Origin of the sequence: Rhizobium nepotum 39/7 (genome assembly GCF_000949865.1) — a bacterium.
Lineage (GTDB): Bacteria > Pseudomonadota > Alphaproteobacteria > Rhizobiales > Rhizobiaceae > Agrobacterium > Agrobacterium nepotum.
Window position 1 is genome coordinate 1 of the sequence record NZ_JWJH01000038.1, and the last position, 20,460, is coordinate 20,460.

At 58.8% G+C, this 20,460-nt stretch carries 17 protein-coding genes and 1 pseudogene; 12 read left to right on the top strand and 6 right to left on the bottom strand.

Going from position 1 to position 20,460, the window contains the following annotated elements:
• A partial coding sequence (locus RS75_RS23445) for a pyruvate kinase (RefSeq protein ID WP_045024962.1) occupies positions 1-648 on the top strand: 648 nt, incomplete at its 5' end.
• An 86-nt stretch (positions 649-734) separates the two neighbouring features.
• Here RS75_RS23445 and RS75_RS23450 read toward each other — a convergent pair.
• Together RS75_RS23450 and RS75_RS23455 are read right to left on the bottom strand one after the other, a co-directional pair.
• Positions 735-2,648, bottom strand: a complete 1,914-nt coding sequence (locus RS75_RS23450; RefSeq protein ID WP_045024964.1) for a DUF882 domain-containing protein — start codon at positions 2,646-2,648, stop codon at positions 735-737.
• A gap of 176 nt (positions 2,649-2,824) precedes the next feature.
• The gene (locus RS75_RS23455; RefSeq protein ID WP_045024966.1) at positions 2,825-4,369 is read right to left on the bottom strand and encodes a sigma-54-dependent transcriptional regulator; all 1,545 of its coding nucleotides are present in this window, start codon (positions 4,367-4,369) and stop codon (positions 2,825-2,827) included.
• 168 nt (positions 4,370-4,537) lie between these two features.
• On the opposite strand from RS75_RS23455, the gene RS75_RS23460 reads away from it, so the two are divergent.
• Together RS75_RS23460 and RS75_RS23465 are read left to right on the top strand one after the other, a co-directional pair.
• Positions 4,538-6,388, top strand: a complete 1,851-nt coding sequence (locus tag RS75_RS23460; RefSeq protein WP_045024994.1) for a M3 family oligoendopeptidase — start codon at positions 4,538-4,540, stop codon at positions 6,386-6,388.
• Positions 6,389-6,481: 93 nt separating this feature from the next.
• Positions 6,482-7,117 (top strand): aminotransferase class IV family protein, encoded by a 636-nt coding sequence (locus RS75_RS23465; protein WP_045024968.1) that lies wholly within the window; start codon positions 6,482-6,484, stop codon positions 7,115-7,117.
• Here RS75_RS23465 and RS75_RS27485 read toward each other — a convergent pair.
• A complete protein-coding gene (locus tag RS75_RS27485; protein WP_045024970.1) occupies positions 7,114-7,314 on the bottom strand; it encodes a hypothetical protein in 201 nt (66 codons plus the stop codon). The genes RS75_RS23465 and RS75_RS27485 overlap by 4 nt on opposite strands.
• 82 nt (positions 7,315-7,396) lie before the next feature.
• Here RS75_RS27485 and RS75_RS23475 point away from each other — a divergent pair, with 82 nt between their 5' ends.
• From RS75_RS23475 to RS75_RS23500, 6 genes are all read left to right on the top strand, one after another.
• A complete protein-coding gene (locus RS75_RS23475; RefSeq protein WP_045024972.1) occupies positions 7,397-8,842 on the top strand; it encodes a homospermidine synthase in 1,446 nt (481 codons plus the stop codon).
• Between the two features lie 148 nt (positions 8,843-8,990).
• Positions 8,991-9,365 (top strand): outer membrane lipoprotein Omp10, encoded by a 375-nt coding sequence (gene omp10 / locus RS75_RS23480; RefSeq protein ID WP_045024973.1) that lies wholly within the window; start codon positions 8,991-8,993, stop codon positions 9,363-9,365.
• Between the two features lie 216 nt (positions 9,366-9,581).
• Positions 9,582-11,477, top strand: a complete 1,896-nt coding sequence (locus RS75_RS23485; RefSeq protein ID WP_045024974.1) for a 5'-nucleotidase C-terminal domain-containing protein — start codon at positions 9,582-9,584, stop codon at positions 11,475-11,477.
• A gap of 354 nt (positions 11,478-11,831) precedes the next feature.
• Complete coding sequence (gene hemH, locus RS75_RS23490) at positions 11,832-12,866, top strand: ferrochelatase (RefSeq protein WP_045024976.1); 1,035 nt, start codon at positions 11,832-11,834, stop codon at positions 12,864-12,866.
• Between the two features lie 58 nt (positions 12,867-12,924).
• Positions 12,925-13,974: an SPFH domain-containing protein gene (locus tag RS75_RS23495; protein ID WP_045024977.1), complete on the top strand. Its 1,050-nt coding sequence runs from the start codon at positions 12,925-12,927 to the stop codon at positions 13,972-13,974.
• 2 nt (positions 13,975-13,976) lie between these two features.
• Positions 13,977-14,444 carry an NfeD family protein gene (locus tag RS75_RS23500; protein ID WP_045024980.1) on the top strand — a complete coding sequence of 156 codons (468 nt, stop codon included), beginning with the start codon at positions 13,977-13,979 and terminating at the stop codon, positions 14,442-14,444.
• Between the two features lie 3 nt (positions 14,445-14,447).
• Here the strand turns inward: RS75_RS23500 and RS75_RS23505 are convergent, their stop codons facing one another.
• The gene (locus RS75_RS23505; protein ID WP_045024982.1) at positions 14,448-15,443 is read right to left on the bottom strand and encodes a KpsF/GutQ family sugar-phosphate isomerase; all 996 of its coding nucleotides are present in this window, start codon (positions 15,441-15,443) and stop codon (positions 14,448-14,450) included.
• Between the two features lie 73 nt (positions 15,444-15,516).
• Positions 15,517-15,882, bottom strand: a complete 366-nt coding sequence (locus RS75_RS23510) for a PAS domain-containing protein (RefSeq protein ID WP_045024984.1) — start codon at positions 15,880-15,882, stop codon at positions 15,517-15,519.
• 409 nt (positions 15,883-16,291) lie between these two features.
• Between RS75_RS23510 and uppP the strand changes: the two genes are divergently transcribed.
• Positions 16,292-17,761, top strand: a complete 1,470-nt coding sequence (gene uppP / locus RS75_RS23515) for a polysaccharide biosynthesis protein UppP (protein ID WP_045024986.1) — start codon at positions 16,292-16,294, stop codon at positions 17,759-17,761.
• A 62-nt stretch (positions 17,762-17,823) separates the two neighbouring features.
• Here uppP and galU read toward each other — a convergent pair whose 3' ends face one another.
• Complete coding sequence (gene galU / locus RS75_RS23520; RefSeq protein ID WP_045024988.1) at positions 17,824-18,711, bottom strand: UTP--glucose-1-phosphate uridylyltransferase GalU; 888 nt, start codon at positions 18,709-18,711, stop codon at positions 17,824-17,826.
• Positions 18,712-18,906: 195 nt separating this feature from the next.
• Between galU and RS75_RS23525 the strand changes: the two genes are divergently transcribed.
• Positions 18,907-20,130: a lytic murein transglycosylase gene (locus RS75_RS23525; protein ID WP_045024990.1), complete on the top strand. Its 1,224-nt coding sequence runs from the start codon at positions 18,907-18,909 to the stop codon at positions 20,128-20,130.
• A gap of 64 nt (positions 20,131-20,194) precedes the next feature.
• Positions 20,195-20,460 (top strand): annotated as a pseudogene (locus tag RS75_RS27000) (DUF459 domain-containing protein); the annotation flags it as partial.

Genomic DNA, 20,460 nt, shown 5'->3' on the forward strand with positions numbered 1-20,460 from the left:
TGCCGGCGCGCCGGCAAGCCGGTGGTCGTTGCCACACAGATGCTGGAATCGATGATTACAGCTCCGGTTCCAACCCGTGCCGAAGTGTCCGACGTCGCAACCGCCGTATTCGAAGGCGCCGACGCCATCATGCTCTCGGCCGAGTCCGCTTCCGGCGATTATCCGATCGAAGCCGTTTCGACCATGGCGTCCATCGCCAGCACAGTGGAACAGGACCCCTATTATTCCAACATCATCTACGCCCAGCGTCCGCAGCCGGAAGCGACAGGCGCAGACGCCATTTCGCTTGCCGCCCGCCAGATTGCCGAAACGCTGAAGCTTGCGGCGATCGTCACCTACACCTCGTCCGGCACGACGGGTCTGCGCGCCGCGCGCGAGCGGCCACAGGTTCCGATCATTGCGCTTTCGCCGATCATCCAGACCGCACGCCGTCTGTCGGTCGTGTGGGGCCTGCACTGCGTCGTTACCGGCGACGCCAGCGATCTGGACGACATGGTGAACCGTGCGTGTCGCATCGTCGTTTCGGAAGGTTTCGGCAAGCCGGGAGATCGCATCATCATCTCCGCCGGCGTACCGCTCGGCACCCCCGGCGCCACCAATATGGTGCGCATCGCCTATATCGGTTCGGACGGCCAGAGCGGCGTCTGATATCAGAATAATACCAAGCATAAAAAACCCGCCGTTACCGGCGGGTTTTTTGTTGGCCTTTCGGCCGCACTACAAAAAGCTTGGGTTCAGTGCATCTTCACCGGCGTGCTGAAGCGGCTCGACTCGATCGCCACTGCACCTGGCCTGAAGCTTGCCGAAGTGGCGGAGGCAGACATGTCGTGGCTGAGCATACGGTTGGCGACAACGCGCGGCGCCTTCACCGAACGTCCGGTCGTACCCTTGCTCTGGTTCAGCGCCCAATCCGAAATCAGATCCTGCGTCAGGCGGCCACCGCCAACCATCGCCTGATGGGAAACCGCCGCATCCTGCTTGCTCGGGCGTGAGCCCTTGGTCGGCAAGCCGGCGGTGAGGCCACCGTTGATGGCGGGCTTGAGGTCGAAGGCATCGCCAAAACCTGGCTCCGGCTCTGCCTTGGCCGTATTGGCGGGCGCCACCGTGACCTTGTGGTTGACAGCGGCCGGGAATGGGGCGGCTGTCGGCACGGCAGCGGACTGGATCTGCGAACGGGCGGCCTGACCGCTCTGTTCCAGCGCGGCAACCACGGTCGGCGAAAGCGTATCCTTCTGCGCCTCGGCGAGATCGTCTTCGCCTTCGGGATCGGCATTGGCCGCCGCCAGAAGGGCTTCCGCCACAGCCGGACGATTGGCCGGAACCGGAACGGAGGCAATTTCACCGGTTGCAGCCGGCGTCGAACCGTCTGCGGAAGCCGTCAGGATCGTTTCTTCCGCATCGCCTCTCATGCTGCGCTGTCCGAGAAGCGTCGGCACAGGCACGGACACTTCAGCCAGATCGGCAAATTGCTGGCGCTCGGCCGGCGCGGAGGTCGGCGTCGGCGTTGTCGCAGCCTGCAGGGCGTCCTGCGCGGCGTTGCGGGCCGGAGAATAAAGCGCGGTCGCAAGACCGGTATTGGCCGGAGGCTGATTGCCGAAGGCAGGGCGAGCGGTCGGCAGCGGCGCAGCGTTCACGCCGGGAAGAGATTGAGCAGAAGCAACGGCGATCGGCTGCTCGGGCTCAGGTGCCGCAGGCTGCGGAGTTGCCGGCCGCGCAACAGCCGGACGTTCCGCGGGCTCCGGCGCTGCTGCGATGCTATCGGGATCTTCATCCTCGTCGCCTCCGCCGCCAAAGAGCGCCTGCAACAACGTCTTGCGCTTGCCGCCACCACCGGAGGAAGCAGGGCCGCCACCGGCACTGGAAGCAACCTGAATGGAGGAGGAGCTGACGCGCTTCTTGTAGTCGGCCATTGCCTGCTCATAACCGGGAAGCGGCTTGCCGTCGGAAGGAAGATGCAGCGTATTGCCCTTCGGGAAGATGCGCACGAGTTCCTGGCGGCTCATGCGCGGCCAGGCGCGAACACCGCCGACATCCATGTGCACGAAGGGGGAACCGGAGGTCGGGTAAAAGCCGACGCCGCCGATCTGCATCTGCATGCCGACTTCGCGCAGGGTGGAAAGCTTCACGCCGGGAATGTAAAAATCCATGGCCTTGCCGAGCATATGCTGGCTTTTTTCCGCGACACCCTTGGTGCGCGTACGCAAGAGGCCGTTGGTCTCCGGCGATCGGAAGGCTGAAACGACGTTGATATAGTCGGTCGCACCGCTGCGGCGATAAACTTCCCATACGAGATCGAAAAGGCGCGGATCCATCCGCGTCGGCTGGTTGCGACGCCAGTCACGCAGGAAACGGTTGAGTTCCTGCAGGCCTTTCTGGTCATACTTTCCATTGCGCTTGAAGGTTATGACAGCCTTCTCACGTGTATGGATATAATACAGTTTGAGGCTGCGCGTTTCGGCGAAAGCTTCCGTCGCCGAGACACCTGCGAAGGGCATTGCGGCAAGCATCAGGCAGGCAAAGGTGACAGCGCGTGCCGACAGCTTCGTGCATATATCCTTGATCAAGCCGCGCGCGGTCTTAGTCGACAGCGCGATATTTCGATGCAGATATGGCAATTCGATCCCCGCCTGGAAGACAATTTCTGTCACATTGCCTCAAATGAACGTCAAATACGGTGACACGATGGCAAAATTGCCACACACATGCAACCTTCCTCTACATAGTGAATCAGCCACTAACAAGAGGTTTATAGACGGTAAGCGGATATCCTTGCTCAGAAGTTAACAGATCGTGCGATCTGCCGTCGAATACGCGGTTTGTGCGGTCAGGCTGCATCCCGCAGCGGATCGTCCGGATCGATGCCATAATCCTTCAGCTTGCGATAAAGTGTCGAACGGCCGATGCCGAGCTTCCTTGCGACCTGGCTCATCTGCCCGCGATAAAAACGAAGGGCAAAACGGATAAGCTCCTCCTCGATCTCGGCCAGCTTTCGAATATTGCCGGAATCGTCCATGCTGGAGATCAGGTTTCCTCCCCGGTAGATCGTGGTGGAAATATCCGCCGACTCATCCAGAACGGCGTGACTTTCAGCGATGAGCGGCGGAGGCGAATAGGCGGCAAGTTTCAGCGACGACCCGGATGGCGAGCGGATCGCGTCACCCGCATCATCCCCGTCTGCGAACTCCGGCATTTGCAACGCGATCTGCGGAAAATCGGAATCCGCCAGTTCCTCGCCCTGCGACAGCACGACGGCGCGGAAGACCGCATTTTCAAGCTGGCGAATATTGCCGGGCCAGTCGTAGGCCGTCAGAAGCGCCAGCGCGCTGGCATTGAGGCCGACGGGAACGGGCAACTTCTGTTCCGCCGAAAAACGCTCCACGAACACCCGCGCCAGATGGGGAATGTCCTCCTTCCGGCGACGCAGCGCCGGGATGGTGATCGGAAAGACGTTGAGGCGATAATAAAGATCCTCGCGGAAGCGGCCTTCCTTCACCTCGTCGATCAGGTTCTTGTTAGTGGCGGAAATCAGCCGGACATTCACCTTCTGGACGCGCGCGGAGCCCACGGTTTCGATTTCACCCTGCTGAACCGCCCGCAGCAGCTTTACCTGCACGTCCAGCGGCAGGTCCCCGATTTCATCGAGGAACAGCGTTCCGCCATCCGCCTCCATGAATTTGCCGACATGTTTTTCCGTCGCGCCGGTGAAAGCGCCCTTCTCGTGGCCGAAGAGGATGCTCTCCACCAGATTGTGCGGGATAGCGCCGCAATTGACGGTAATGAACGGCTTGTTCGCCCTGTCGCCGGCCGACTGGATGGCACGGGCGACCATTTCCTTGCCGACACCGGATTCGCCTTCCAGCACCACGGGAATGCTGGACTGGGCGGCGCGCTGCGCCAGTTCTATCACCCTCAGCATGGCCGGGCTTGCGGAAACGATATCGGTAAAATTCACGGCATTGCTCCGTCCGCGCCTGCCCGTGCGGGCCTTTGCCTCTCTCCGGTCGAGCTTGAGGGCGTTGGAGATGGCCGCGCCGATCCGTTCCGGCGAGACCGGCTTGACGACGAAATCGAAGGCGCCGGCGCGCATGGCCTGCACGACGGTATCGATGCCGCCCTGCCCCGTCTGGACGATGACGGGAACATCGGTGCCGAGTTCGCCAACGGCTTTCAAAAAGGTGAGGCCGTCCATTTCCGGCATCATCAGGTCCAGGACGACAACATTGATCTCGCCGCTATATTGCTTGAGCAATTCCAGCCCCACCTTGCCGTTTTCTGCAAGCAAGGCCAGGTGCCCATAACGTTCCACCGCATTTTTGAGCAGGCGGCGCTGGACGGGATCATCGTCTATCACGAGAACATGCGCGGTCATTTTTGGCTCCGGTTTCCGGTTTCTGGACCTGCATCATGCGGTCCCTTGTGACGCACTCTGGCACGGGAGTTTTGAACATCCAGTTTTGAGATTTGCTTGCATTTTATCCATTGCTGCGGGAAACAAAGGCCCCATATGCTGCGCAGGTATAACTACAAGGACGCGTCGATGACCCTCAATCGCCCTACCCCGCAACCCGTATTTTCCCTTGCCGAAACCTCCGGCCCCGTGCTCGGCGACCTGCCCGGCTGGAAACTCTCGGACCTCTATACGTCGGGCGATTCGCCAGAATACAAGGGCGATATCGAGAAGGCGGCGGCGATGGCTACGGCTTTCGAGGATAAATGGAAGGGCAAGCTCGAGGACGCCGCAAAGGCGACGGGCACCAAAGGCATCGGCGCTGCCCTTAGGGAATATGAAGCGCTGGACGATCTCATCGGCCGCATCGGCTCCTTTGCCGGCCTTACCTATTTTTCCGATACATCGAACCCGGCAAACGGCAAGCTATACGGCGACGCCCAGGCGAAACTGACGGATATCTCCGCGCATCTCCTGTTCTTCACACTCGAACTCAACCGCATCGATGACGCCGTGATGGACGCCTGCATGGCAAACGATGCCGCAGCCGGGCACTACAGGCCCTGGCTGGTGGATTTGCGCAAGGACAAGCCGCACCAGCTCGACGACCAGCTGGAGCAGCTGTTCCTCGAAAAATCGATGACCAGCGCGAGCGCCTTCAACCGCCTGTTCGACGAGACGATGGCCGATCTGCGCTTCGACATAGACGGCGCAAGCCTTCCGCTGGAAGTGACGCTCAATATGCTGCAGGAGCCGGAACCGGAAACCCGGAAGAAGGCGGCACAGGCGCTGAGCGCCACCTTCAAGGACAATCTGCGGGTCTTCACCCTCATCACCAACACGCTCGCCAAGGACAAGGACATTTCCGATCGCTGGCGCAAGTTCGAAGATATTGCCGACAGCCGGCATCTGGCCAACCGTGTCGAACGTGATGTCGTCGATGCGCTGGCCGCTGCGGTCAAAAAAGCCTATCCGCGCCTTTCGCACCGCTATTACGCCATGAAGGCGAAGTGGCTCGGTATGGAGCAGATGAACTACTGGGACCGCAACGCGCCGCTTCCCGATACGTCGAACACGATTATTCCATGGGACGAGGCAAAGGACACCGTGCTTTCCGCCTATGGCAATTTCGCGCCTGAGATGGCCGACATCGCGCGGCGTTTCTTCGACGAGGAGTGGATCGACGCCCCCGCCCGCCCCGGCAAGGCGCCGGGCGCATTCGCGCACCCGACCGTGCCTTCGGCCCACCCTTACGTGCTCGTCAACTATCTCGGCAAACCGCGCGACGTGATGACGCTTGCCCATGAGCTTGGCCACGGCGTGCACCAGGTGCTGGCCGGCGCCCAGGGCGCGTTGATGTGCGCCACACCGCTGACCCTTGCCGAAACCGCCTCCGTCTTCGGCGAAATGCTGACCTTCCGCAAATTGCTCGACGACACGAAGGACGCCAGGGAGCGCAAGGCCATGCTCGCCCGCAAGGTCGAGGATATGATCAACACAGTCGTGCGCCAGATCGCTTTCTACGAATTCGAGCGCAAGCTGCACACCGCCCGCAAGCAGGGTGAGCTGACCTCGGAGCAGATCGGCGAATTGTGGCTTTCCATTCAGGCCGAGAGCCTCGGCCCGGCGATCAAGATTTCCGAAGGCTATGAGACGTGGTGGACCTACATCCCCCATTTCATCCATTCGCCCTTCTATGTTTATGCCTATGCCTTCGGTGATTGCCTCGTGAACTCGCTCTATGCGGTTTACCAGAAGGCCGAGACCGGCTTTCAGGAGAAATATTTCGAACTTTTGAAAGCGGGCGGCACCAAGCACCATTCGGAGCTTCTGAAACCCTTCGGCCTCGATGCGACCGATCCTTCCTTCTGGGACAAGGGGCTTTCGATGATCGAGGGTCTGATCGACGAGCTGGAAGCGCTGGATGACAAACAGGCTTAACCTCACCGGCCGGCGAGACTATCCTGTTTCGGATAAGCTTTGCCGGTTGATATTGCCGGTACTGACGATGGCAACAGGCGACGAGCAAAGGCGATGAAACGCAAACCCGCCGATCTCACCTTGAGGGAAACCCTGCGCTGGGAGCCGCAATCGGGCTTTCAGCGCATAGAGCAGCATATGCGTCGGTTGTTACGCTCCGCCGATGCGCTCGGTTTCCGCACACCCGCCAACACGGTCCAGATGCTGGAAAAGAAGGTGGGCGGTGAAAACCCGCTCTGCGTCAAGCTTGTCATGAACTACAAGGGCGAACTCGACATCGAAACGGTCGATTTCCGACCGTTTGCAAAAGACACGATCTGGCGCGTCCGCATCGCGAGACAAACCACGCTCGATTCCGCCGATACCTTCTATCGTCACAAGTCGTCGCGACGGGAACCCTACGATGCCGCCCGCGCCGAATTTTCAACCGAGGAGGCGGACGAGGTTCTGCTGCTCAACGAGCGCGGCGAGTTGTGCGAGGGATCATCAACGAGCATCTTCGTCGAAATGCCGGATGGGCAATTGCTGACGCCGCCGCTCGACAGCGGCATTCTGCCTGGCGTCCTGCGCGCCGATCTGATCCGCGAGCGAAGGGCGCGCGGGCAGGCGCTGAAACCGCAGGATATTGCCGGCCGGCGGCTGTTCGTCGGCAATTCGCTGCACGGGCTGATTGCGGCGGAACTGGTTTAAGCCGTCACCGCCAAAAGCCGGTCGCGGCCCTTTTCCTTGGCCGCGTAGAGGGCCTGATCGGCACGCGCGTCGTCGACGCTTGCCACCATCCGATAGACCGTCATTCCTGTCAGGAAGCCATAGGAAAAACCGGCGAACGGAACCTCCGCGCGATGATCGATCGCGATTTTCGTGTCCCACTCTTGCGCCACCGTCATATGTCCGTCATCCACCTGCCCTTTATTGTGGCACGCTTTTATGATCTAGCTTACTTATTGGCTGAAAAAGGAAAAATGACGAATGACGGACGCAAACCACCCGATTTACGGCGATATTGACGGCCCCATCATCATGATCGGCTTCGGCTCCATCGGGCGCGGCACTCTTCCGTTGATCGAACGTCATTTCAACTTCGACAGCACCCGGCTCGTTGTCATCGACCCGCGCGAAGATATCGCAGCGTATCTGGCCGAGAGGAACATTCGTCATATCCGCACGCATCTGACCAAGGAAAACTACAAGGAGGTGCTCAAGCCGCTCCTTAAAGGGGTCCAGGGTCAGGGCTTCTGCGTCAATCTCTCGGTCGATGCCGCATCCGTCGATCTGATGAGGCTCTGCCGCAAACATGGCATGCTCTACATCGACACCGTGGTGGAGCCATGGCCCGGCTTTTATTTCGATGCCGATGCCGACAATGCCTCCAGAACCAATTATTCGCTGCGCGAGACCCTGCTGAAAGAAAAGGCGCGCAAACCGGGCGGTGCCACGGCAGTTTCTACCTGCGGCGCAAATCCGGGCATGGTGTCCTGGTTCGTGAAGCAGGCGCTGATCAATCTCGCCAGCGATACCGGCCTTGATATCGAAGAGCCGCAACCGCATGACCGGCAAGCATGGGCAAAGCTCATGAAACAGCTCGGTGTCAAGGGCGTGCATGTGGCCGAGCGCGACACGCAACGGGCAAAAGACCCCAAGCCCTTTGGCGCTTTCTGGAACACATGGTCCGTTGAAGGTTTTATCGCCGAAGGTTTTCAACCCGCCGAACTCGGCTGGGGAACGCATGAAAACTGGATGCCGAAAAACGCGAAAAAGCAGAGAAAGGGAAACAAGGCGGCGATCTATCTCGATCAGCCCGGCGCCAATACGCGGGTGCGGACATGGTGCCCGGGACAGGGGCCGCAATATGGATTTCTGGTCACCCACAACGAGGCCATCTCCATTTCCGACTATTTCACCATCCGCAATGACGATGGCGATCTGATCTACCGGCCGACTTGTCATTACGCCTACCACCCCTGCAACGACGCCGTCCTTTCCCTGCACGAACTTTTCGGCAATGGCGGCACACCGCAGGCGATCCAGCATGTGCTTGGCGAAGACGAGCTTGTCGATGGCGCCGATGAACTGGGCGTTCTTCTGTATGGTCATGATAAAAACGCCTATTGGTATGGCTCGCGGCTGACGTTGCAGGAGGCGCGGGCGCTTGCCCCCAGCCAGAACGCGACCGGACTGCAGGTCAGCTCCGCAGTGCTGGCCGGAATGGTCTGGGCGCTCGAAAATCCACAGGCCGGCATCGTCGAGGCGGATGAAATGGATTATCGCCGTTGCCTCGAGGTGCAGCGGCCTTACCTCGGCCCGGTCGAGGGACATTATACCGACTGGACGCCGCTCGATGGCCGCCCCGGCCTGTTTCCCGACAATATCGACACCTCGGATCCATGGCAGTTCCGCAACATCCTCGTGCGCTGAGGGACGGAGTCGCATATTTGTCACGCCGGTGTTTTCACACGGGACGTCAGGAACCCGGGAGAGCAAACAACGTTGCCTTGAAATAAGGAACGCTTCACGGCATGGTCGAAGCACAGAAGGTTTCATCGAATCGCAGGAGAACAGGCTCATGAACTTCAAGACAAGCGCTGCTTTGCTTTGCGCCGCCATGGCGGTGTCTTCATGCGTTGCGCCGGGTCCCTCCCAGCAGACCTCGATCAGCCCTTCGCTTTCCCGCGGGCCGGCTGTCGACGGTCGCTGGATCGACCGCAACGGCATCGTATCATCGTTCCAGAACGGCGCTTTCTCCACCCGCTCGACCGATACCAATACGCTTCTGGCCTCCGGCACCTATGTCACGATCTCGCCGACGCTCTATGAAATCAACATGACGTCGCTGGTGCGCAACACGCAGTCGCGCGTCAACTGCGCTCTCGTCTCTCCGTCACAATTGAATTGCACGACGGACAGCAACAGCCAGTTCTCGTTGACCCGCCAAGGCTGATAATATCACCTTTTCAATGGGATGATCTTTTGAAACGCACGCTTCAAGCGTGCGTTTTTCTTTATCGCGCATCTGTCATAATTTCGCTTGCGGCAACTGCCGCTAAATGGAAACATCGCGCTTTGAAAGACTGACATACTTTCAGATTAGAGAATGTGCACGGCCGGATGATGATCGACCGGCCCGGGCTTCCGCTTTGAACAGGAGAGAGGGACCATGAAGAAAATTTTGGGACTGGGCATGCTCAGCGTTTCTGCAATAACGCTTTCGGCCGGAGCGGCTCTGGCCGACTACGAACTCAACATTCTTCACATCAACGATTTTCACTCCCGTATCGAATCCATCAACAAATTCGACTCGACCTGCTCTGCTGAAGAGGAAGGGAAAAACGAATGCTTCGGCGGCGCGGCACGCCTGCTGACCGCAATCAACCAGACCCGGGACGCGCTCAAGGCTCAAGGCAAGAACGTTCTCCTGCTCAATGCCGGCGACAATTTTCAAGGGTCGCTGTTCTACACCACCTACAAGGGCACGGTTGAAGCCGAAGTGCTGAACGCCATGAAGTTCGACGCCATGACCGTCGGCAATCATGAGTTCGACGACAGTGAGGACGGGCTTGCGGGCTTCCTCGACAAGGTCCAGTTTCCGGTCGTGACAGCCAATGTGGTTGCCAGCGCCGCCTCGAAAATCGGCGATCGCGTCAAGCCTTCCATCGTCCTTGAAGTCGGCGGACAGAAAATCGGTATCATCGGCGCCGTCGCCAACGACACGGCGGAACTGGCAAGCCCCGGTCCCAATATCACCATCGCCGAAGACGTCGCGAAAATCAGCGAACAGGTGCAGAAGCTGAAAGGCGAGGGTGTCGACAAGATCATTGCGCTTACCCATGTCGGTTATCCGCGCGATCTCGAATTCATCGCGAAGATCCCGGATGTCGACGTCGTAGTCGGCGGACACTCGCATACGCTGCTTTCCAACACCGACCAGAAGGCCGAAGGGCCTTATCCGACGCTCGTCGACAATCCCGGCGGCTACAAGGTTCCGGTCGTTCAGGCCGGGCAATACAGCAAATATCTAGGCGACCTGCGCGTCGTCTTCGACGACAACGGTGTCGTCAAGGAAAGCAAGGGCGATCCCATCCTGATCGATTCGTCGTTCAAACCCGACGAAGCCACGCTCAAGCGCATCGATGAGCTGAAAGCGCCGATCGAGGCGCTGAAAACCAAGGTCGTCGGTTCTTCGGAAGGCCCGATCGAGGGAGACCGCAAGGTTTGCCGCGTGAAGGAATGCTCCATGGGCAATCTGGTAGCGGATGCGACGCTTGCCCGCGTCAAGGATCAGGGCGTCACCATCGCTTTCGCAAATAGCGGTGGCCTGCGCTCTTCCATCGATGGCGGCGACGTTTCGATGGGCGAGGTTCTGACGGTTCTGCCGTTCCAGAACACCGTTGCGACCTTCCAGCTGAAAGGTGAGGATATTCGCGCCGCACTCGAAAACGGCGTCAGCCAGATCGATGACGTCGCTGGCCGTTTCATGCAGGTTTCCGGTCTGAAATATTCCTTCGACCGCTCGAAGCCGGCTGGCAGCCGCATCGTTTCGGTCGAGGTGAAAGAGGGTGAAGCCTTCGTGCCTCTCGACCCGGCAAAGACCTATATCGTCGCGGCCAATAATTACGTGCGTACCGGCGGCGACGGCTTCAAGGTCTTTGCGACCAAGGCGATCAACGCCTATGACTTCGGCCCGAACCTCGAAGAGGCTGTCGCGGCCTATATTACCGCCAACAGCCCCTATAAGCCCCATACGGACGGACGCATCAGCGAGGTGACGCCTGCCGGTTACGTGGCTCCGGCAAAACCCGCAGCACCAGCCGCACCGACGCCCACGGCAGCCGCTCCCGCTCCGACCACCGCCCCGGCACCTGCCGCCACTACGCCCGCAGCAGCCGCTGCTGCCGTCAGCAAGTATGTCGTAGAAAAGGGCGACTCGCTCTGGAAGATTGCGGCGGCGAAATATGGCGACGGCGCGCTTTGGACCAGGATTGCAGAGGCGAACACACTGAAGCATCCGAACCATATCGAGATCGGCGAAGAGCTGGAGCTTCCGGCTCAATAGGCCGGAAGGCGACAAACAGGGCAATTTGCCGCAGACCGGAAGCCGGCCCTCCTTACGATGGCCGGCTTCTTATTTTTACAATAAATTCAGTCTGTTACGGGTTGAATATTGTCGGAAAGCATTCTGCCCGGCCGCCAGCTCCGGAAATCACCTCCGCTGGTGGTTCAATCCTGAAAAATTTCATCTAGAACACGTGAACCAATTGACGGCACGGGCGTATAGCTCGAGCATTTCCGGCAAACCCGTTACGGTTTGCGTCCGGCCATGCAAAAAAACAAAAGATGGAACGTTTCCGCCCTTGGTCCCAAACGGAAACGCTCTCATGCAACCAGTTCGAGTTTCAGGGTATCATTCATGGCGACAGAACTATCCGCACTTCCCGCAGATCATCCACGCATAACATTCGGAAAGGTCGGCGTCCTGCTCGTCAATCTTGGCACGCCGGATGGTACGGATTATTGGCCAATGCGCCGTTATCTGGCGGAATTCCTGAGCGACAAACGGGTTATCGAATGGTCGCGCTTCTACTGGTACCCGATCCTTTACGGCATCGTCCTCAACAAGCGCCCACAGAAGGTCGGCAAGGCCTATGAGGCAATCTGGAACCGCGAACGCAATGAAAGCTATCTGCGCACCTATACCCGCAGCCAGGGCGAACTGATGGCGCAGGCGCTGAAGGATTTGCCCAATGTCGTCGTCGACTGGGCCATGCGTTACGGACAGCCTTCCATCGCCTCGAAAATCGACGCGCTGAAGGAACAGGGTTGCGAAAAAATCCTGCTTTTCCCGCTTTATCCGCAATATGCCGCATCGACCACGGCAACGGTCAACGACAAGGCTTTCGAACATCTGATGAAGCTGCGCTGGCAGCCCGCGCTGCGCACCGTGCCGCCCTATCACGACGATCCAGCCTATATCGAGGCGCTCGCCGCCTCTGTCAAAAACCATCTGGCGACGCTGGACTGGGAACCGGAGATGCTGATCACCTCCTTCCACGGCATTCCGCAGTCCTACTTCAAAAAGGGCGATCCCTATTATTGCCACTGCCAGAAAACCGCCCGTCTGCTGCGGGAGGCGTTGGGGCGGACCGACAGGAATTTCATGATCACCTTCCAGTCGCGTTTCGGGCCGGAAGAATGGCTTCAACCCTATACCGACAAGACCGTGGAAAAGCTGGCCTCAGAAGGCATCAAACGCATCGCCGTCATGAATCCCGGCTTCGTATCGGATTGTCTTGAGACGCTGGAGGAAATTGCCGGGGAGGCCGGAGAAATCTTCCTGCACAATGGCGGAGAGAAATTCACCCATATTCCGTGTCTCAACGACAGCGCCGAGGGCATGACCGTTCTCGAAAAGGTTGTGCGTCGGGAGTTGCAAGGTTGGGTGTAATCTTGCCATAACGATATAAGGGTAAACCGCTGATGGTTTGGTTTCTGGAGGAAAAGTGATGATTGCATTGGGCGGTTTCGATATCGTTGTTCTGGCAGCCGTGGTGCTGGTCATTCTGGTACTGTTTGCCGGTATCAAGACCGTGCCGCAGGGCAATCGCTACACGGTCGAGCGTTTCGGGCGTTATACCCGCACCCTTGAGCCGGGCCTCAACCTGATCGTACCGTTCTTCGAGCGCATCGGCGCGCGCATGAATGTGATGGAACAGGTGTTGGATATCGCCACCCAGGAGGTCATCACCCGCGACAATGCCAGCGTTTCCGCCGATGCGGTGGCCTTCTACCAGGTGCTTAACGCCGCACAGGCCGCCTACCAGATCACCGATCTGAAAAACGCTATACAGAACCTCACCATGACCAACATCCGCTCCGTGATGGGATCGATGGATCTCGACGAGTTGCTGTCGAACCGCGATGTCATCAACGATCGGCTCCTGCGCGTGGTGGACGAGGCGGTGGGACCATGGGGTATCAAGGTCACGCGCATCGAAATCAAGGATATCGCGCCGCCGAAGGACCTGGTTGCCTCCATGGCGCGGCAGATGAAGGCGGAACGCGAAAAGCGCGCCCAGGTGCTAGAAGCCGAGGGCTCCCGCAACGCGCAGATCCTGCGCGCGGAAGGCGCAAAGCAATCCGCCATTCTCGAAGCGGAAGGCCAGCGTGAAGCGGCGTTCCGGGATGCCGAGGCCCGCGAGCGTCTGGCGGAGGCCGAAGCCAACGCCACCCGCATGGTGTCGGAAGCCATCGCCGCCGGTAATATCCACGCCATCAACTACTTCATTGCCCAGAAATATACCGAGGCCCTATCGGATATCGGCACAGCCAAGAACTCGAAAATCGTGCTGATGCCGATGGAAGCCTCAGCGCTTATCGGCTCTCTCGGCGGTATCGGCGCGATTGCAAAAGAGGTCTTCGGCGACAAGGGCGATGCGCCGACAGCCCCGCCCGCGCCGCAGCCTTCCCGATCGGTGCCGCCGACACGATCTTCCGGCCAGACCGTCAACGTGGCGATACCGGGTAATCCCTTCGGCTCTTCATCGGAGAAATAACGATGCTGCAACGACTTGCCGCCGAGTTGGGACCCTGGAGCTGGTGGATCGTCGCCTTCGTGCTGCTGGCCGCCGAACTCGTCGCTCCGGGTGTATTCTTGATCTGGATTGGCCTTGCGGCGCTCGTCATCGGCGCGCTTTCCCTGCTTCTGTGGGAAACGGGGTTGTGGGCGTGGCAGTTGCAGCTGGTGCTGTTTGCCGCGCTCTCCATCGTTTTCGCCCTGCTGGGCCGGAAATATTTCGGCAAGAACCGGGCCGCAAGCGACGAACCGTTCCTCAATCAGCGGGAGGCAAGCCTTGTCGGCCGCACCGCGGCACTACAGGAACCGATCGTCGAAGGCCGTGGCCGTATCAGGCTGGACGACACCTGGTGGTCAATCGACGGCGAAGATCTGCCAGCGGGAACACGCGTCAGGATCGCGGCCGCGCGTGGCCGCACCCTGACGATAGAACGGCTCGACCGACCATAGCGATCAGGCCACGCCGATCCTCAAGAGATCGTGGAAATGCACCAGGCCGATCGGCCTGTTGTCCTCATCGACCACGATCAGCGCGCCAATATGGAATTTTTCCAGCGTCGCCAGGGCGCTGGTCGCCAGCACCGATTTTTTGACCGTTTTCGGGGTGCGGGTCATGATGTCATCGACGCTCAACTCGGCGAGGTTGCGCGAGAGGTTGCGCGCCAGATCGCCCTCGGTAACGATACCGCAAAGACGCCCGTCCTCATCCAGAATACCGACGCAGCCGAAATGTTTGCGGGAAAGAACGCCGACCGCTTCCGGCATGGCCGTTCCCCTGCCGACCAGCGGCACCCTATCGCCCGTATGCATGATATCGCTGACCAGCGTGAGGCCGGCGCCCAGTTTGCCGCCGGGATGAAACACCTTAAAATCACCGGCGGTGAAATTGCGCGCTTCCAGGAGAGCGACGGCAAGGGCATCGCCCAATGCCAACTGCATCAATGTCGAGGTGGTGGGCGCAAGACCGAGCGGACAGGCTTCCTGTTCATTGGGAACCAGAAGCACGATATCGGAGGCTTTCGCCAGCGATGAATTCTCAGAACAGGTGAGCGCGATCAGCGGAATGGAGAAACGACGCGAATAGTTGATGATGCTGCGCAGCTCCGCGCTTTCACCACCTTTGGAGATCGCCAATACCACATCATCGCCACCGATCATGCCCAGATCGCCGTGGTTGGCCTCCGCCGCATGCACGAAAAAGGCAGGTGTTCCCGTGGAGGCAAAGGTGGCCGCGAGCTTCGCGCCAATATGGCCGCTTTTGCCGACGCCGGTAATGATGAGGCGGCCATTCGACTGGCCGATGGTCTCGATCGCCTTGCAGAAAGGTTCGGAAAGGCTGTTCCTGAGAGCGGCCTCAAGGGCGGCAAGGCCAGCCCGCTCCATCGAAATCGTCCGCACGGCGGATTCGATGGCATTGTCTTCGACCAGTTTGACGGCGCGCGTAATCATGGCCGACTGATACTCTTTCAACCGGAATATGTCTACTCTCCAGCCGGCGGTGCTGCTTTTTTAGGGCGGCAACTTAGTGCAGCAAGTCCGGCGGAGACATCTCCTCCATCGTTCCAAGCCGCTTGAAAGGGATGTTTTCCTCGTCGACCAGATATCGTCCGACAGTCCGTACCCATAAGACCGAGCCATCGTTACGGCGCACGGCATATTCCTGGCTGTAGAAGCTTGCAGCCTTCAGGGTGATCAATGCGGTCTCTATCACGCGATTTCGATGATTCAGATCCACTTTTTCGAGCATCTGGAAAATGCTGATACCCTGCATCGCCTGTCTCTGCGGAATCCCGAAGAGTTCAGCGCAGACTTCGTCCAGATAAAATAGGTCGTGGGTAATATCCCAGCAATAAAAGCCGACCTTCTTGATGTTCAAAACGGGATTCATGAAACGACGCTGTCACATAAAATAAAATCAATAGGATTTTCTGAGCAATAAAGGATCAGTCTCTTTCAATAATAAGGCGATTCCGCACCAGATTGAAACGTTTAAATCTTACATATTAGAAATATTTAGCACTCGCAGCATATTTTCTCCCGCTGCGCGGGTGGAAACCGCCGAACCGAACGACCACGGCCTCGATTTTTTTCGCCCTCGCCGGCGCGCTAAATCCGGCAATCTTTATCAACTGTTAACCATAAAAATCCTATTGTTAAAGCGATATTAAAACTTGCGTCGCCTGTCTGGTCACCGGTTTGTCCACGTCATTTCATCGGCCTGCCGCTCATTCGGCCCCCAAGGAAATGCTTTGGCGACTTTCGATCCGGCATCGGCCAAATTCGCCGGGTGAAGAGGAATGAATGTGAAGGGCACCGCCACACGTCTGCCGACGTCGCGGAAAGCAGCAGCCCTGCTGCTTGCCTGCACGCTTCTCTACTCGCCGCAAGCCGCTTTCGCGCAGACTGCGTTGACGCCCCGGCCGGGCGTGGTTCCATCCACCGACGCGACACCTTCGGGCAATCCGGCAACGGACAGCGAGGCAAGCACTGCGCGCGTTGCGCCCCCACCACAATTATGGCGCCCCTCGAACAATCCCGGCGACCCGATCTCCGAACAGCAGGAAGATGCAGGCCAGCCTTATGCCGACGCCGAGAACCCCTATGAGCCGACGGTGGACGGTGGTGAAAATCCGCGAATAGCAACCGAACCGGGACAGACACCCGGCATCCGGCTCGGCACATTTCTGCTGCGGCCTTCGATCAGCCAGACGATCAATACGGAAAAACAGACGAATACCGGCGGCCCCTCAAGACGCAATTATCTGACGACGGGCATACGCGGTACGCTGACCAGCGACTGGTCCCGCCACGCGCTGACTGTCACAGGCGACGGCGCCTGGGAGAGAAATTTCGGCAGCAAGAACGGCGAGGAACCGCGGGCAAGGATAGAGGCCGATCTGCGGCTCGATCTCGGCGAAGAAACAAGGGCCAATCTCAAGGCCGGTTATGAATTCAGCCGTGAGGGCACAACGGACCCCAACGCCTTGACCGGCGCTTCCGTGCAGGGCGGAGAACACCGTTTTACGACCGGCGCCTCGATCGAGCGGGATTTCGGCAAGCTGCGCGGACTGGCGGCGCTCGATCTCTCGCGAACAGTCTATACGGATGCGAAGGGCCTGAACGGCCAGCCGATCAGCCTCAGCGATCGCGATCAGAAAGACGCGAACCTGCGCGGTCGCATTGGCTACGAATTGTCGCCGGCCCTGATCCCCTTCCTCGAACTGAACGCGGGAACGACCAAATATGACCGGCGTCTGGACAATTCCGGTTACGCCCGATCCTCGAATTCCTACGGTGCCAAGATCGGAACCGAAGTCGATCTTGGCGAGAAGACCCGAGGCGAGGCGGCCATCGGCTATCTGCGCAAGCAATATGACGACGATCGCCTTGCCGCCATCGGCGCGCTGACGCTGGACGGTGAACTGAACTGGTCGCCCCAGCGCGGCACAAACGTCAATCTCGGCCTGCGCACGATGATAGAGGATTTTGCCGGCGGCCCGCAGGGCGGCTGGATTTCCTATCGGCTCGATGCCGGCCTCACGCACGAATTGCGCAGCGATCTCGTCGCACGATTGACGGGGCAGATCGTCCACCGGACATTCCCCTCCTCCGACACCGAGAATGCCGTGGAATATACCGCAGGTGCAGGCCTGACCTGGGGGCTGAACCGCTATCTCGACCTGACAGCTGACGTCAGCTACCAGTGGACGCCGGTTTATGACAGCAGCGAACTACGCGTCGGCGCAGGGCTCGTTCTGAAACGATAAATTGCCTCAAAACAGAAATCCCGGCACAAGGCCGGGATCCCATGGCATATTTTTTGGCTGAATTACTTCAGGCCTTCGATCAGGGCCTTGATTGGCTCCTCGATCGCGGGACGGATATCGGCGCGTTCGAGAGCGAAGGCGACGTTGGCCAGAATGAACCCATCCTTGGCGCCGCAATCGAATGTCTGACCGCGGAAATGATAGCCGGCGAATTCCTGCGACTTGGCAAGCGTCAGCATGCCGTCCGTCAGCTGGATTTCGTTGCCCGCGCCCCGTTCCTGATTTTCGAGAATATCGAAAATCTCAGGCTGAAGAATATAACGACCGTTGATATAGAAATTCGACGGCGCCGTCCCCTTGGCAGGCTTCTCGACCATTTCGGTGATCTTGAAACCTTCGCCCACCGCATTGCCCACGCCGACGATGCCGTATTTATGTGTCTGATCGGGAGCGCATTCCTGCACCGCGATGACGTTGCCTGCGGTCTGGTCGTACAGTTCGACCATGCCCTTCAGGCAGCTTTTCTGCGAATGCATGATCATGTCGGGCAACAGCACGGCGAAAGGTTCGTCACCGACGATATCACGTGCGCACCAGACCGCGTGGCCGAGACCAAGCGGCACCTGCTGGCGCGTGAAACTTGCCGTGCCCGCCTTGGGCAGAAGGCCGGCCAGCAATGTCAGCTCGGCGTTCTTGTTGCGCTCGCGCAGCATTTGTTCGAGTTCAAATTGAATATCAAAATAATCTTCAATCACCGCTTTGCCACGGCCGGTGACAAATACAAAATGCTCGATGCCCGCTTCCGCCGCCTCGTCGACGACGTATTGAATGACCGGCTTGTCTACGACAGTAAGCATTTCTTTCGGAACCGCCTTGGTTGCAGGCAGGAAACGCGTACCAAGACCTGCGACCGGAAATACGGCCTTCCGAATTTTCTTCTGTTCTACCACATATCCCTCCTGAGAGATAAAACTTGATCACAATCCCCGCACGACGTTGTTATTTCAAAAATAACAACGTTTTGTAAAGGGTGACGCTACCATCTATTAATGGTAAAGAATTTGTTGATATTCTTTTGTTATCCATGACGACGACCGATGCGTTTTCGCAATCGAAATGATATTCGAGAGAACGAAAGACTGACGATGACAAAGATGATCCTTTCAAATGTCCGCAAATTCGGCTGCATGATGGTTGCAGGTCTGGCGATCTCGCTGGCCCCCGTCTCGGCCCGGGCCGATGCAGGGTTCAAGCAGTGGATCAACCAGTTCTACGCAACAGCGGCGAAAGAAGGCATTAGCAAGGCAACCTATCAGAAAGCCTTTGCTGGCGTCAGCGAGCCAGATCCGGATGCGTTGCGCAAGGCGACCTTTCAGCCGGAATTCACCACCCAGATATGGGATTATCTCGATTCCCGCGTCAATCCGTACACGGTGCGTATCGGCCGCGAAATGAAGATGAAACATGCGACGACCCTGAACTGGATCGAGCGCAATTTCAACGTCGACAAACATATCATTCTCGCAATCTGGTCGATGGAATCGAATTACGGCGCGGTTCTCGAAAAGCCGGAGCGCCTGCACAATATTCCGCAGGCCTTGGCCACACTCGCCTATTCCGATCCCAAACGCGCCAAGTTCGCACGCACGCAATTGATCGCCGCTCTCAAAATCCTGCAGTCCGGTGATGTCACGCCGAAGCAGCTGACGGGTTCCTGGGCTGGTGCGATGGGCCACACCCAGTTCATTCCGACCAGCTATCTGCTTTATGCGGTGGATGCCGACGGCAATGGCAAGCGCGACATCTGGCACTCGGTTCCCGACGCGCTGGCGACGGCTGCCAATCTTCTTTCCAAGAACGGCTGGGAACCCGGCCGGACCTGGGGTTATGAAACCGCTGTTCCGCGTGGCGGTGCGCGTTACGAAGGCCAGACGAAGTCCATTGCGGAATGGGCGAAGCTCGGATTCTCGCGCCCGAACGGCAAGAATTTCACGCGCGGCTCCGACCGCGCCATGCTGAAATTGCAGGGCGGGGCAAACGGTCCCGGTTTCCTGATGATGAAAAACTTCTTCACCATCAAGAAATACAACGCATCCGACAGCTATGCGCTGGCCGTGGGCCTGCTCGCGGACGAGATCGCCGGTTATGGCGGCGTGCAGCAGAAATGGCCACGCCCGGACGGCACGCTGGATATTCGTGAAAAATTCGAACTCCAGACCCGCATGAAGGAACTGGGTTATTACGATGGCGAGGTCGACGGCAATTTCGGCTCCGGTTCGAAGGCCGCCATCAGCGCCATCCAGTCGCGCATGGGCATGGAAACCGACGGCCAACCGTCGCAGCGATTGCTGAAAGCCCTGCGCAATTGATAATGTACCGGTAAATTCGGTGACGATCATCAACGTCGCCGAACAATCCGGAAAGGTCGATATCATGAGTAGGAAACCTGCGGCGAAAAGCGGAAGGACAGGCTGGCGCATCTGTGTCGTCCTTCTTTGTGCTGCCATCTGCACCCCGCTCATTCCTTCGCAAACCTTTGCCCAGGAACAGCGGCGCACCCTGTTCGAAATGCTGTTTGGCAGGCCCGTTGGCCGCGAGGACGCGCCAACCCGCGAATATCGGCCCCGGAGCCGCCGGGACTTTCCCGCCGCGCCACGCGAAAGATCGGTCACCCGCCCCCAACCCGCCCGAAAGACGCC